The sequence below is a fragment of the Burkholderia catarinensis genome (assembly GCF_001883705.2).
GTDB classification, from domain to species: Bacteria; Pseudomonadota; Gammaproteobacteria; order Burkholderiales; family Burkholderiaceae; genus Burkholderia; species Burkholderia catarinensis.
In genome coordinates, this window is the sequence record NZ_MDEQ02000013.1 from 144422 (window position 1) to 158690 (window position 14269).

The 14269-nt window shown below is 69.2% G+C and carries 10 protein-coding genes; 4 read left to right on the forward strand and 6 right to left on the reverse strand.

Annotation, left to right across the window (positions count from 1 at the left end):
• Nucleotides 1–23 precede the first annotated feature (23 nt).
• The gene (gene cadR, locus BFF94_RS21830; RefSeq protein ID WP_128844787.1) at nucleotides 24–455 is read left to right on the forward strand and encodes a Cd(II)/Pb(II)-responsive transcriptional regulator; all 432 of its coding nucleotides are present in this window, start codon (nucleotides 24–26) and stop codon (nucleotides 453–455) included.
• Between the two features lie 68 nt (nucleotides 456–523).
• Nucleotides 524–1096: a PadR family transcriptional regulator gene (locus tag BFF94_RS21835; RefSeq protein ID WP_128844789.1), complete on the forward strand. Its 573-nt coding sequence runs from the start codon at nucleotides 524–526 to the stop codon at nucleotides 1094–1096.
• Between the two features lie 66 nt (nucleotides 1097–1162).
• Here the strand turns inward: BFF94_RS21835 and BFF94_RS21840 are convergent, their stop codons facing one another.
• From BFF94_RS21840 to BFF94_RS21855, 4 genes are all read right to left on the reverse strand, one after another.
• The gene (locus BFF94_RS21840) at nucleotides 1163–2593 is read right to left on the reverse strand and encodes an FAD-binding oxidoreductase (protein ID WP_219139824.1); all 1431 of its coding nucleotides are present in this window, start codon (nucleotides 2591–2593) and stop codon (nucleotides 1163–1165) included.
• Nucleotides 2594–2606: 13 nt separating this feature from the next.
• Entirely contained in the window at nucleotides 2607–3395 is a 789-nt protein-coding gene (locus tag BFF94_RS21845; protein WP_128844792.1) for an ABC transporter substrate-binding protein, read from the reverse strand.
• A gap of 57 nt (nucleotides 3396–3452) precedes the next feature.
• Entirely contained in the window at nucleotides 3453–4607 is a 1155-nt protein-coding gene (locus tag BFF94_RS21850) for a pyridoxal phosphate-dependent aminotransferase (RefSeq protein ID WP_128844795.1), read from the reverse strand.
• Between the two features lie 210 nt (nucleotides 4608–4817).
• Nucleotides 4818–5486: a TetR/AcrR family transcriptional regulator gene (locus BFF94_RS21855; protein WP_219139825.1), complete on the reverse strand. Its 669-nt coding sequence runs from the start codon at nucleotides 5484–5486 to the stop codon at nucleotides 4818–4820.
• Nucleotides 5487–5606: 120 nt separating this feature from the next.
• On the opposite strand from BFF94_RS21855, the gene BFF94_RS21860 reads away from it, so the two are divergent.
• Nucleotides 5607–7259 (forward strand): acyl-CoA dehydrogenase family protein, encoded by a 1653-nt coding sequence (locus BFF94_RS21860; protein WP_219139826.1) that lies wholly within the window; start codon nucleotides 5607–5609, stop codon nucleotides 7257–7259.
• Between the two features lie 33 nt (nucleotides 7260–7292).
• Entirely contained in the window at nucleotides 7293–8801 is a 1509-nt protein-coding gene (locus tag BFF94_RS21865; RefSeq protein WP_219139827.1) for a class I adenylate-forming enzyme family protein, read from the forward strand.
• A 118-nt stretch (nucleotides 8802–8919) separates the two neighbouring features.
• Here BFF94_RS21865 and BFF94_RS21870 read toward each other — a convergent pair whose 3' ends face one another.
• Nucleotides 8920–10059, reverse strand: a complete 1140-nt coding sequence (locus tag BFF94_RS21870; RefSeq protein WP_128847900.1) for a branched-chain amino acid ABC transporter substrate-binding protein — start codon at nucleotides 10057–10059, stop codon at nucleotides 8920–8922.
• 84 nt (nucleotides 10060–10143) lie between these two features.
• Complete coding sequence (gene putA, locus BFF94_RS21875; RefSeq protein ID WP_219139828.1) at nucleotides 10144–14076, reverse strand: trifunctional transcriptional regulator/proline dehydrogenase/L-glutamate gamma-semialdehyde dehydrogenase; 3933 nt, start codon at nucleotides 14074–14076, stop codon at nucleotides 10144–10146.
• Nucleotides 14077–14269: the final 193 nt, after the last annotated feature.

The following is a 14269-nucleotide window of genomic DNA, read 5'->3' on the forward strand; positions in this document are numbered from 1 at the left end:
CAACCCTTACACGGGAGAAAGGCATGAAGATTGGCGAACTGGCCAAAGCGGCCCGCTGCACCCCCGAGACGATCCGTTTCTACGAGAAAGAGGGTCTGATGCCGGATGCGGAGCGCACCGATTCGAACTATCGCAACTACACCGACGTGCATGTCGAACGGCTGCGCTTCATCCGCAACTGCCGCGCGCTCGACATGGCGCACGACGAGATCCGCGCGCTGCTGCAGCTCACCGACACGCCGGCCGACCGCTGCGATTCGATCAATTCGCTGCTCGACGACCACATCGGACACGTCGACGCGCGCCTCGCGGAACTCACCCATTTGCGCGACCAGCTCAGCGAATTGCGCCGCCAGTGCGTCGGCGAACATTCGGTCGAGGATTGCGGCATCGTGCATGGTCTCGCGACGATGGAAACCGTCGCGCCGGCCGCGAAGCGCTCGCACCTCGGCTGAAACCCTTGTGAAATAAGATAGTCTGATAGAGAATAGTTATATTCTTACTAGATATATCATAACTATTCATGCCAACGAGCCGCCCGTCCCCGCTTGCGCTGGCCGTCCTCGCGACGCTCACCGAAACGCCGATGCATCCGTACGGGATGCTGCAGCAATTGAAGGCCCGCGGGTACGACGAAGTCGTCAACGTGCGGCAGCGCACGAGCCTCTACCAGACGATCGACCGGCTGCTGCGCGACGGGCTGATCGCCGTGCACGATACCGAGCGCGACGGCGCGTTTCCCGAGCGCACGCTGTACGCGCTGACCGAGGCCGGGCACACGGCGGGCCAGGCGTGGCTGCATGCGCTGCTCGCGGAGCCCGTGCGTGAATTCCCGGTGTTCGGCGCCGGCCTCGCGTTCCTGCCGCTGCTCGACGCCGACGATGCTCGGCACCAGCTCGAGCTTCGGATTGCCCGGCTCGACGCCGAGCGCGCGCGCCTGGAAACGCTGCGCAACGCCGCGCAGGCCGACCAGGTGCCGCGCCTGTTCCTGCTGCAGAACGAACACGCGCTCGTGCTGCTCAATGCGGAGCTCGACTGGGCGCGCAGCGTCGTCGAACACCTGAAGATCGGCGCGCTGCGCTGGGTGGACGGCTGACGCATCACGCAGGCCCGCGCAGGCCCACGCAGGCGGATTCCCGCCAGCAGCGGGAATCACCCCCTGTCAAAGCACCTTGCCGGGATTCAGGATGCCGTGCGGGTCCAGCGCCGCCTTCAGGCGTCGCATCAGCGCGATTTCCGCGTCGCTGCGCGTATGCGCGAGATAGGGGCGCTTCAGCGCGCCGATCCCGTGCTCGGCCGATACCGAGCCACCCATGTCCCGCACCACCGCGTACACGCAGTGATCGAGCGCGTCGGCGTCCGCGTCGGTCATCCCCTCGAGCGACACGCCGATATGGACGTTGCCGTCGCCGACATGGCCGAAGAACAGGCACGTAAGCGCCGGCCAGCGCGCCCGCAGCGCAGCGTCGCAGCGCTCGGCGAACGCGCCGAGCTCGCCCGTCGGCAGGCTCACGTCGAAGTTGACGAGATGCGGCAGCGCATCGATCGCGAGGCCTTCGCGCAGCGTCCACAGGTCGCGCGCCTGCCGATCCGACGTCGCGAGCACCGCGTCGTCCACGAGCCCCGCGTCGATCCCCGCCGCGAGGCCGGTTTCCAGCGCGTGGCGCGCATCGCCGCCCGGCGCGCTCGTCGCACACTCGATCAGCACCGCGAAGCCGCCGTCGCCGGCGAACGGCGCGGCGACGCCCGGCGTATGGTGCGCGACGTAGTCGTAGAACGCCGGCCACATCGCCTCGAAGCTGACGACCTCCGGCAGCATGCGCATGCGGTTCCAAAGCCCGACCACCGCGTCGTAGTCGCGCACGCGGCAGAGCGCGGTGGCCGGCGCGGCGAGCAACGGATGCAGCCGCAGCACCGCACGCGTGACGACGCCGAGCGTCCCCTCGCTGCCGATGAACAGCTGCTTCAGGTCGTAGCCCGCGTTGTTCTTCAGCATCCGGTTCATCGACGACACGACCGTGCCGTCCGCGAGCACGGCCTCGAGCCCGAGCACCTGCTCGCGCATCATCCCGTAACGGATCGCGCGCGTGCCGCCCGCATTGGTCGCGAGCATCCCGCCGATCTGGCACGAGCCGCGCGCGCCGAGATCGACGCCGAACGTGAAGCCCGCCGCTTCCGCGGCTTCCTGCACCGTCTGCAGCGGCGTCCCGGCGCGCACGGTCAGCGTGCCGGCCGCCGCGTCGAGCGCTTCGATACCCGCGAAGCGCTCCATCGACAGCACGACCTCGCCGCCGAGCGCGACCGCGCCGCGCGCGAGCCCCGTCAGGCCGCCCTGCGGCACGACCGGCTGGCCGAGCTGCGCGCACAGCGCGAGCGTGCGCGACACGTCGTCGACGCTGCGCGGGCGCACCAGCGCGCGCGGCCGCACGCCGGCCGGCTCGTTGTACGCGGTGAAGTAACGCGGATCGATGTCGGCCGAACGCGTGACGAGCGCGTCGCCCAGTTCGGCGACGAGTACCGCTTCGAGCGCATCGCCCGACAGCGGCACGCCGCGCGGTTCGCCGCCCGCGGCGACCGTATCCATGTTCTGCATCGCGCGGCTCCGCTTACTTCGTCGAGATGTCGATATCGCCGAAATACTTCAGGCCGAGCGACTTCACCGTGCCGTCCGCCTTCAATTTGTCGATCGCCGCGTCGAGCTTCGCCTTCAGCGCGTCGTCGCCCTTGCGCAGGCCGAAGGCGATGCCGTTGCCGAGGATCCGGTCGTCGCGCACGGGCTGGCCGACGAACGAGAAACCCTTGCCGTCCGGGCGCGACAGGAAGCCGCGCTGGCCGGACGGTGCGAGCACGAGCGTCGCATCGACGCGGCCCGCCACGAGGTCCGCATACGCCTGGTTCTGGTCCTGGTACGCGACGATCGCGACGCCGGCCGGTTCCCAGTGCGCCTTCGCGAAGGTCTCCTGGATCGACGCCTGCAGCACGCCGACGCGCTTGCCCTTCAGCGATTCGGGCGTCGGCAGCAGGCCGCTGCCGGTGCGCGCGATCAGCTGGGTCGGCACGCGATAGATGATCGTCGTGAAGTCGATCGCCTGGCGCCGCTGCTCGGTCGCGTTCATCGCCGAGTTGATCGCATCGAACTTGCGGCCCTTCAGCGCGGGAATCAGCCCGTCGAACGACGTCTCGACCCATTTGCACGACAGCTTCGCCGTCTGGCAGACGGCATTGCCGACGTCGATGTCGAAGCCCTGCAGGTCGCCGTTCGGCGCTTTCGATTCGAACGGCGGGTATTGCGCCTCGAGGCCGAAGCGCAGCGTCTGCGCATCGGCGAGCGCCGCGCCGGAGCCGATTGCGCACGCCAGTGCGAACGCGAGTTTCAGGGTTGCCGTGTGCTTCATCGTGATCTCCAGTGTCTGGTCGGTGCGACGTCGCCGCCGCCGGTTTCCGTACGGGCCTTACAGCGAACGCAGCCGCCGCGCGCCTTCGACCAGCGTCGCGTCGTCCTTCGAAAAACTGAGCCGGATCACGCCGGCGTCGGTGCCGTCGGTATAGAACGCCGACAGCGGAATCGTCGCGACGCGCGCGTCGCGGATCAGGCGCAGCACGAAATCGCTGTCGCTTTCATCCGAGAAGTGCCGGAAGCGCGCGAGCATGAAGAACGAGCCTTCACTCGGCAGCAGCTCGAAACGCGAACCGGCCAGCTCGCGCGCGAGCAGGTCGCGCTTGGCCTGGTAGAACGCCGACAGGCCGAGATAGCTGTCCGGCCGCGCGAGGATCTCCGCGAACGCGACCTGCATCGGCGTGTCGGCCGCGAACACCATGAACTGGTGCACCTTGCGGATCTCGTCCATCAGCTCGGCCGGCGCCAGGCAATGACCGACCCGCCAGCCGGTCACGTGGAACGACTTGCCGAACGACGACACGATCACGCTGCGCTCGGCCAGCTCACGATGGCGCGCCACGCTCTGGTGCGGTGCGCCGTCGAACACGACGTGCTCGTAGACCTCGTCGGACAGGATCACGATGCCGGTGTCGCGCGTGAGCTGCGCGAGCCGCTCGAGATCGTCGGCGGAAAACACGGTCGCGGTCGGGTTGTGCGGCGTGTTGACGATGATCATCCGCGTGCGCGGCGTGATCGCCGCGGCCACCTCGTCCCAGTTCACGCGGAAATGCTCGGGCGACAGCTTGATCGCGACCGGCGTCGCGCCCTGCAGCCGCACGATCGGCGCATAGCTGTCGAACGCCGGCTCGAAATAGATCACCTCGTCGCCCGGATGCACGAGCGCGCTGATCGCCGCGTAGAGCCCTTCGCTCGCGCTCGCGATCACCGTGATCTCGGTCGCCGGATCGTAGCGCGCGCCGTACAGCGTCTCGGTCTTCTCGGCGAGCCGCTCGCGCAGCGCCATGACGCCGGCCATCGGCGCGTACTGGTTGTGCCCGTCGCGCATCGCGCGCGCGACGCCTTCGACGAGCGCCGGATCGGGCGCGAAATTCGGCGCGCCCTGCGACAGGTTCAACGCATCGTGTCGCGCAGCCAGTTGGCCGATCACCGTGAAGATCGTCGTCCCGACGTCGGGCAGTTTCGAACGGGGCGCGGTGGCGCTTCGCATGACTCCTCCTTCTGATGTCCTTCGGGCGGGCCCGCGCGGCACGCGCGGCCCTGCATCTGCCGCATGATTTAGCCCCAGCCAATATCGGCGGACAATCGAAAGTTCGTCATGGCGACCATGCGTTTTTCTCATGGCTCATGGAGAGAAGCATGCAGCGGCAACGCCGGCCTGCCGCCCGGCATGCGAATCAGGCATTTCCCCTAGGGAAGGCTACCGACCCGCCGCCGCCAGATACGCGAGCAGCACCGCCCGCAGTTCGCCGCGCAACGCGGCGAGGTCGAGCGCGGGCCCGAGCGTCAGCAATGCCTGCGACAGGCCGCCATAGCAGATCGTGTGTGCCATCCGCGCGAGCCCGTCGAGCCGCGCGACCGGCGGCGGATCGGCCGCGTGCGCGAGCGCGTCGCGCCACAGCGCGACATAGGCGTCGTAATGCCGGCGGTAGGCGGCGAGCGGCGACACCTGCCGCTCCAGCGCGAAGAGCGCGCCCCACAGCGCCGCGTCGGCGGCGATCGCGTCGACCTGCAGGTCCACCAGCGCCGCGGCGAGTTCGGCCCGCGGCACGCCGCGCAGCTGCTGCGCCGCATCGCGCAGCCGGTCGGCCAGCGCCAGCACGCGGCGGTGGATGCAGAGCGCCGCGAGGCTCTGCTTGTCGCCGAAATACTCGTAGAAGGTGCCGATGCTGACGCCCGCGACGGCCGCGATCTCGCGGATCGTCGCCTTCGCGTAGCCGCGTTCGAGCCAAAGCTGAACGAACGCCTGCTGCAGCGCGTCGGAGCTCGCCTGCGCGCGCGACTGGCGCGGCCGGCGGCGCAATGCGGGCGCGGGTTGCACCGCCGGCTGGCCGGGCGGCGCCGGAACCTGAACATGTCGCGGCGGCATATTTGCTACTCTGGAATTGAGCAGGGAACGCGTTTTACCGGGAGCCGGAAGCGGCGCGAAGCGCCATCCGTGCGGCACGACGCCGGCCGCCCGCGAAGCATGAGACCGGAGACAGCCCCGATGACCGAAGCGACTCACGCCGTCACGAACCAGTTCGACGAACTGGTCGACTATAACCTCTTCGCGACGGACCTCGCGCTGCGCGACGCGCTCGCCCGCGCGGGCGCCGACTGGGCCGTGCCGCAGTTCGACGCGTACGGCGCGCGGCTCGGCAGCGCCGACACCGCGCGGCTCGCCGACGCAGCAAACCGCTACCCGCCTGAACTGAACACGTTCGACCGGCGCGGCCGGCGCATCGACCGCGTCGACTTCCACCCGGCGTGGCACGAACTGCTCGGCCGGTACCGCCACGCAGGCTTCGTGTCGCTCGCGTTCCGCGATACGCGCCGCGGCCGCTGGGCCGCGACCGCCGCCGGCTTCTACCTGCATGGCCAGATCGAGGCCGGCACGCTGTGCCCGGCGACGATGACGCAGGCCGCGATCCCCGTGCTGCAGAAGGAGCCCGCGCTGTGGGGCCTGCTGCGCGACAAGCTCTACAGCGACGACTACGATCCGCGCGACGTGCCCGTCGCCGACAAGCGCTCGATCTGGTTCGGCATGGGGATGACCGAGAAACAGGGCGGCTCCGACGTGCGCGCGAACACGACGCTGGCCACCCCGGTCGGCGCGGGCGGACGCGGCGGCGAATACCGGCTGCGCGGCCACAAGTGGTTCTTCTCCGCGCCGATGTGCGACGCGCACCTCGTCGTCGCGCGCACCGAAGCCGGCAGCCCGTCGTGCTTCTACGTGCCGCGCTGGCGGCCGGACGGCACGAAGAACGCGGTCGAGATCCAGCGGCTGAAGGACAAGGTCGGCAATCGCAGCAACTCGAGCAGCGAGATCGAGCTGAACGACGCGTGGGGGATCATGCTCGGCGACGAAGGCCGCGGCATTCCGACCATCATCGAGATGGCCACCTACACGCGGCTGAACTGCGTGCTCGGCAGCGCGGCGATGCTGCGCCAGGGCGTCGTGCAGGCGATCGCGTACACGCGCCAGCGCCACGCGTTCGGCCGTGCGCTCGCCGAGCAGCCGCTGATGCGCACCGTGCTGGCCGATCTCGCGCTCGAAAGCGAAGCGGCACTCGCGCTCGCGATGCGCCTCGCCGACGCGTTCGAGCGCGACGACTCGCCGCGCGAACGCGCGTGGAAGCGGATCGTCACGCCCGCCGCGAAATTCTGGGTCTGCAAGCGTGCGGTCGAGCTGACCGGCGAGGTGATGGAAGTGTTCGGCGGCAACGGCTATGTCGACGACGGCCCGATCGCGCGGCTGTTCCGCGAGGCGCCCGTCAACTCGATCTGGGAAGGCTCGGGCAACGTGATGTGCATCGACGTGCTGCGCGCGGTGTCGCGCGAGCCCGATGCGGCTGCCGCGCTGTTCGCCGAACTCGCCGACCTCGGTGCGGGCGAACCGCGCATCCGCGCGGCGCTCGACGCGCTGCGCGCGATGCTCGCGGCGCCGGCCGACACGCTCGAGGCGTCGGGCCGCGTGTTCGCGCAGCGGCTCGCGCTCGTCGCGCAGGCGTGCCTGCTGCGCCGCGATGCGCCGGCGGCCGTCGCCGACGCGTTCGTCGCAACGCGGCTCGCCGCGCCCGACTGGGGCCGCATCGCGGGCGGCTTCGACCCGCACGCGATCGACGTCGCCGCGCTGCTGCAACGCGCATACCCGGCCTGATTTGCGCCGCCCCTCGCCCCGCCCGGAGCCCCGATGAACCTCGTCGCCGCCCTTGACCGCGCCGCCCGCACGACGCCCGACAAGCCGTTCCTTGTCAGCGAATCCGCGACGATCACCTATGCCGCCGCGCGCGAGCGCTCGCACCGCGCAGCGGCCGTGCTGAGCGCGCTCGGCATCGCGGCCGGCGACCGCGTCGCCGCGATGTGCTTCAACACGCCGGCCTTCGTCGACCTGATGTTCGGCGCGTGGCGGCTCGGCGCAACGTTCGTGCCGGTCAACCACAAGCTGCAGGCGCCGGAAGTCGACTATGTGCTCGAACACAGCCGCAGCAAGGCGCTCCTGTTCGACGTGGCGCTCGCGCCGGTGGTCGAACGCATCGTGCATCCCGCGCGGCAGCTCGTGACCGAAGGCGAGCTCGACGGCGTGCCGTGCTTCGACACGATGTGCGCAACGATGGACGGCCTCGCGGGCATCGAGCCGGCCGACGGCGACATCGCGCAGATCCTCTACACGTCCGGCACGACCGGCCGCCCGAAAGGCTGCGTGCACAGCCACCGCACCGTGACGCTCGCGGCGATGCAGGCGGCGCTCGCGACCGGCATCGGCCGCAACGAACGCACGCTGATGGCGATGCCGATCTGGCATTCGTCGCCGCTGAACAACTGGTTCGGCGGCACGCTGTACGCGGGCGGCACCGTCGTGCTGCTGCGCGAATACCATCCGCTGCGCTTCCTGCAGGCCATCGAGCGCGAGCGCGTGACGCTGTATTTCGGTGCGCCGGTGTCGTACACGCTGCCGCTCGACACGATCGACGGCTTCGCGGCGTTCGACCTGTCGAGCGTGCGCGCGTGGCTGTACGGCGGCGGCCCGATCGGCGCCGCGCAGGCCGAGCGGCTCGCGCACGCGTATCGCAGCGACGCGTTCTTCCAGGTGTACGGAATGACCGAAACGGGGCCGGCCGGCACGACGCTGTATCCGGACGAGCAGATCGCGAAGGCCGGTTCGATCGGCCGCCACGGCGGCCCGGGCGTCGACCTGCGCGTCGTGCGGATGGACGGCATCGATGCGCAGCCGGGTGAGGCCGGCGAGATCTGGCTGAAGGCCGACAGCATGATGCTCGGCTATCTCGACGACGCGGCCGCGACGCGCGCCGCGTTCGCGCCGGATGGCTGGTACCGCACCGGCGACATCGCGCGGATCGATGAGGATGGCTACCTGTTCATCGTCGACCGGCTGAAGGACCTGATCGTCACGGGCGGCGAGAACGTCTATTCGAAGGAAGTGGAGGACGTGCTCGGCGCGCACCCGGACATCGCCGAGGCGGCCGTCGTCGGCGTTCCGCATCCCGACTGGGGCGAAACGGTCGTCGCGCACGTCGTGATGCGCGCGGGCACGGTGCCCGACGCGGATGCGCTGCGCGCGTTCTGCGGCGAGCAGCTCGCCGCGTACAAGGTCCCGCGCGAGTTCACGTTCGCGCAGGCGCTGCCGCGCACGCCGACCGGCAAGCTGCAGAAATTCCTGCTGCGCGTGCGTCGCGAATAGCCGCGCGTCCGCCCAAGGAAAAAGAAAAAGCCACCCGGCCCGACGGCCCGGTGGCTTTTTCGCATGATCGGCCGGGCGGCGACGCTCGCCGCCGCCCGCGCGTCACATCAATGCCGGCTTACTTGCCGCCGATGCTCTTCAGCGGCTTCCACTCGCCCTTCTCGACCTTGTACATCGTGATGCCGCCGTTCTTCAGGTCGCCCTTCGCGTCATACGCGACGTGCGTCGACGTGACGCCCGCCATGTCGCTCTTCGCGAGCACCGGCAGGTACTTCGCCGGATCGGTCGAATCGGCCTTCTTCATCGCGTTGAACATCGCCATCGCGCCGTCGTACGAATACGGCGAGTACGTCTGCACTTCTTCGCCGAAGCGCTTCTTGTACTTGTCCGCGTACGTCTTGCCGCCCGGCATCTCTTCGAGCGGGAGACCGGCCAGCGATGCGATCGTGCCTTCGGACGCGTTGCCCGCGATCTTCAGGAACGTCGGCGTCTTCACCATTTCGCCGCTCATCAGCGGTGCGGCGATGCCGAGCGTCTTCATCTGCTTGACCATCGGCGCTGCCTGCGAATCCGCGCCGCCGTAGTAGACGAGGTCCGGCTTCGCGGCCTTCAGCTTCGTCAGGATCGCCTTGAAGTCCACGGCCTTGTCGTTCGTGAACTCGCGGTCGACGATCGTCGCGCCGCCGGCCTTCGCGGCCTTCTCGAACTGGTCGGCGAGACCCTGGCCGTACGCCGTGCGGTCGTCGACGATCGCGATCTTCTTCATGCCGAGATCCTTCGACGCGAACGTGCCGGCCACCGAGCCCTGCTGCGTGTCGGACGTCATCATGCGGAAGGTCGTCTTGTAGCCCTGCTGCGTGTATTCCGGCGCCGTCGCCATCGCGATCTGCGGAATGCCCGCGTTCGCATAGATGCGCGAGGCCGGAATCGTCGTGCCCGAGTTGAAGTGGCCGAGCATGCCCTTGATGCCGTCGTCGACGAGCTTCTGCGCCACCGTCGTGCCGGTGCGCGGGTCAGCCTGGTCGTCCTGCGTGTCGAGCACGAACTTCACGGCCTTGCCGCCGATCTTCGGGTTCGTCGCGTTGAAATCCTCGATCGCGAGCACGATCCCGTTCTGCATATCCTTGCCGTAATGCGCCTGCGCGCCCGTCATCGGCCCTGCGTAACCAACCTTCACGTCATCCGCATGGGCCGTCCCCGCCAGCGACATGACCGCGACGAACGTCGCGCCTGCCACCTTTTTCATCGTGTGTTGCATAGCATCTCCTTGGTACCAGGGTAAATGGAGCGGCTTCGGGATCGCCTTGCCGCTTCCTTTGTTTGATCCGAACGGCAAGGATGGTCAGCCGATCGTCATCAAATTCGCATTGCCGCCCGCCGCGGCCGTGTTCACGCTCACCGAGCGCTCCGTCAGCAGCCGTTCCAGCGCGTAATCCTCCGCGTCGCCGTTCTCGAACGCGCCCACCGATACGCCCTGCACCGACACGATCGGGCCCGGCCGCTGCGCGACGTCCTTCACGAGCGTCTGCAGTTCGTCGCTATCGCCTTCGAACAGCACCGCGTCGAATGCCGCGTCGGCCTGCTTGCGCACGGCCGCGTGCGCCTTCAGCGACGCCGGCAGCGCGGCGACGAGCGCCTCGCCGGCCGCGCCGGCGAACAATGCGCGGTTACCGGTCGCCAGCACCGCCGCGAACTGCGCGCGCGCGCCGCCCGGCGTCGCCGCGACACACAGCACCGTGCCGCGCGGGCCGAGTGTATACGTGTTTCGCTCGCCCGTCGGACCGGTCAGCACGGCGGTCGCGCCCGCCGGCACCTGGGCGAGATAACCGTCGCAACGCGCGGCCAGCGCCGGCTCGCGCTGCTCGATCAGCCAGTCGCGCAGCGTGGTCAGCGCCGCCGCCGGGTTGCCGCGCGCGTCGCCTTCGACCGCGCCGTCCGCCACCAGCGTCTGCGCGAGCGAGCGCGGCAGGCCCGACGGGCGCGTCGCGAGCAGGCGCTGCAGGTACAGCGCGCCGCCGGCCTTCGGGCCCGTGCCCGACAGCCCTTCGCCGCCGAACGGCTGCACGCCGACCACCGCGCCGATCACGTTGCGGTTCACGTAGATGTTGCCGACGTGCGCGTTCGAGATCACGTGCGCGATCGTCTCGTCGATCCGCGTGTGGATGCCGAGCGTCAGCCCGTAACCGGTCGCGCGGATCTGCTCGAGCAGCTTGTCGAGCTGGCTGCGGCGGTAGCGCACCACGTGCAGCACGGGGCCGAACACTTCACGCTTCAGCTCGTCGATGCTGCCGATCTCGATCAGCGTCGGCGGCACGAACGTGCCGTGCGCGCATGCATCGGGCGCCGGCAACTGCGTGACCGCGTGGCCCTTGTCCTGCATCGCAGCAACGTGCGTGTCGATCGTCTGCTTCGCGTCGCCGTCGATCACCGGGCCGACGTCCGTCGACAGCCGGTCGGGGTTGCCGAGCGCCAGCTCGTGCATCGCGCCCTTGAGCATCGTCAGCGTGCGTTCCGCGACATCGTCCTGCAGACACAGAACGCGCAGCGCCGAACACCGTTGACCGGCCGAGTCGAACGACGACTGCATGACGTCCGCGACGACCTGCTCCGCGAGCGCCGACGAGTCGACGATCATCGCGTTCTGCCCGCCCGTTTCGGCGATCAGCGGGATCGGCTTGCCGTCCGGGTCGAGGCGCGCGGACAGCGTCTTGTTGATCAGGCGCGCGACTTCGGTCGAACCCGTGAACATCACCGCGCGCGTGCGCGGATCGGCGACCAGCGCCGCGCCGACGGTCTCGCCGTCGCCCGGTAGCAGCTGCACCGCGCCGGCCGGCACGCCGGCCTCGCGCAGCAGGCGCACGGCCTGGGCGGCGATCAGCGGCGTCTGTTCGGCCGGCTTCGCGAGCACCGTATTGCCGGCTGCCAGCGCCGCGGCGACCTGGCCCATGAAGATCGCGAGCGGGAAGTTCCACGGGCTGATGCAGACCACGGGGCCGAGCGGGCGGTGCGTGTCGTTCGAGAATTCGTCGCGGATCTGCGCGGCGTAGTAGCGCAGGAAGTCGACCGCTTCGCGGATCTCGGCGATCGCGTTCGGCAGCGACTTGCCGGCTTCGCGCACGATCAGGCCCATCAGCGTATGCATCTGTGCTTCGAGCAGGTCCGCCGCGCGCACCAGGCAATCGGCGCGCGCATCGACCGGCGTCGCCTGCCAGATCGGCGCGGCGGCCACCGCGTGTGCAAGCGCCGCGCTCACGTGTTCGGCCGTCGCTTCGCTGACCGTGCCGACCACGTCGCGCTGGTCGGCCGGGTTGCGCACGTCGCGGGCCGGCGCGTCGGCGAGCGCGTCGTCGGCGAGCAGCGGCGCCGCGCGCCACGGGAAATGCGCGCTCGCGAGCAGCGCGGACGACAGCGACGCGAGACGGTGTTCGTTCGACAGGTCGAGGCCCATCGAGTTGGGACGCTCGTCGCCGTACAGGTTGCGCGGCAGCGGGATCTTCGCGTGCGGCGCGCCGAGCGGCGTGACCTTCATCGCTTCGTCGACCGGGTCGGCGACCAGTTCCTTCACCGACACGGTTTTATCCGCGATGCGGTTCACGAACGACGTGTTCGCGCCGTTCTCCAGCAGGCGGCGCACCAGGTACGCGAGCAGCGTCTCGTGCGTGCCGACCGGCGCGTACACGCGGCACGGGCGGTTCAGCTTGTCGCGGCCCGTGACTTCCTCGTACAGCGGCTCGCCCATCCCGTGCAGGCACTGGAATTCGTACTGGCCCGGGTAGTAGTTCTGGCCCGCGAGCTGGTAGATCGCGGCCAGCGTGTACGCGTTGTGCGTCGCGAACTGCGGGTAGACGGCATCGGGCGCCGCGAGCAGCTTCTTCGCGCACGCGAGGTACGACACGTCCGTGTAGATCTTGCGCGTATAGACCGGATAGCCTTCGAGGCCGTCGACCTGCGCCCGCTTGATCTCGGAATCCCAGTACGCGCCCTTCACGAGGCGGATCATCAGGCGGTGACGGCTGCGGCGCGCGAGGTCGATCAGGTAGTCGATCACGAACGGGCAGCGCTTCTGGTAACCCTGCACCACGAAGCCGATGCCGTTCCAGCCCGCGAGATCCGGATCGAAGCACAGCGCCTCGAGCAGGTCGAGCGACACCTCGAGGCGGTCGGCTTCCTCCGCGTCGATGTTCAGGCCGATGTCGTAGCGGCGCGCAAGCAGCGCGAGCGAGCGCACGCGCGGCAGCAGTTCGCTCATCGCGCGGTCCTGCTGCGAGCGTGAGTAGCGCGCGTGCAGCGCCGACAGCTTGATCGAGATGCCGGGGCCTTCGTAGATGCCGCGGCCGCCGGCCGCCTTGCCGATCGCGTGGATCGCCTGCTCGTACGATGCGTAGTAGCGCTGCGCATCCTCTTCGGTCGTCGCCGCTTCGCCGAGCATGTCGTACGAGTAGCGGAAGCCGCGCGCTTCGTACTTGCGGCTGTTCGCGAGCGCTTCGGAGATCGTCTCGCCGGTGACGAACTGCTCGCCCATCAGGCGCATCGCCATGTCGACGCCCTTGCGGATCAGCGGCTCGCCGCCGCGGCCGATCAGGCGCGTCAGCGCCGACGACAGCCCCGCTTCGCTGTTGGTCGTCACGAGCTTGCCCGTGATCATCAGCCCCCAGGTCGCCGCGTTCACGAACAGCGACGGTGCGTGGCCGACGTGCGAGCGCCAGTCGCCCTTGCTGATCTTGTCGCGAATCAGCGCATCGCGCGTCGCGCGGTCGGGAATGCGCAGCAGCGCTTCGGCGAGGCACATCAGCGCGACGCCTTCCTGGCTCGACAGCGAGAATTCGTGGATCAGCCCCTCGACGCCGCCGCCCGAGCTCTTCTCGCGCAGCGCCTCGACGAGCTTCGTCGCGAGCGCCTGCGCGTCCGCCTGCAGGTTCGCGGGCAGGCGCGCCTGGCCGAGCAGGAACGGCACGCATTCCGGCTCGGGGCGGCGGTACGCGGCCGTGATCGCCGCGCGCAGCACCGATTGCGGCTGCACGTTCTGCGCGAACTCGAGGAACGGATGCGGCGAGTTGTCGTCGTCCTGGTCCGCGGCCTGGCCGTCCGCGAGCTCCGTGACGCCGCTGTGGCCCGACAGTTCGGGCGGCAGCTGGCCGTGCTCGATCCGCTCGAGATACGCGAAGATCGCCTGCTTGATCAGCCAGTGGGGAGTGCGCTCGAGACGCGCGGCAGCGTCCTTGAGGCGCGAGCGAAGTAGGTCGTCGACCTTGACGCCGAGAGTCGTGCTTGCCATGGTGGGTTCGTGCGCCGGAGCGAGCCCGGCAATGTGGTGTAAGAGGATGCGCGAAATCCTACGGCACGCAATAAAAAGGTGCAACCAAATTGAGAGGTAGGTTGCACCCTCAAGTTAGCCAATATAATCAGCCACTTACACGGTTGCAACCTAGGGGTTGCCCGTGGTCGGAGGATCGGTGTTTTCCCTGAGC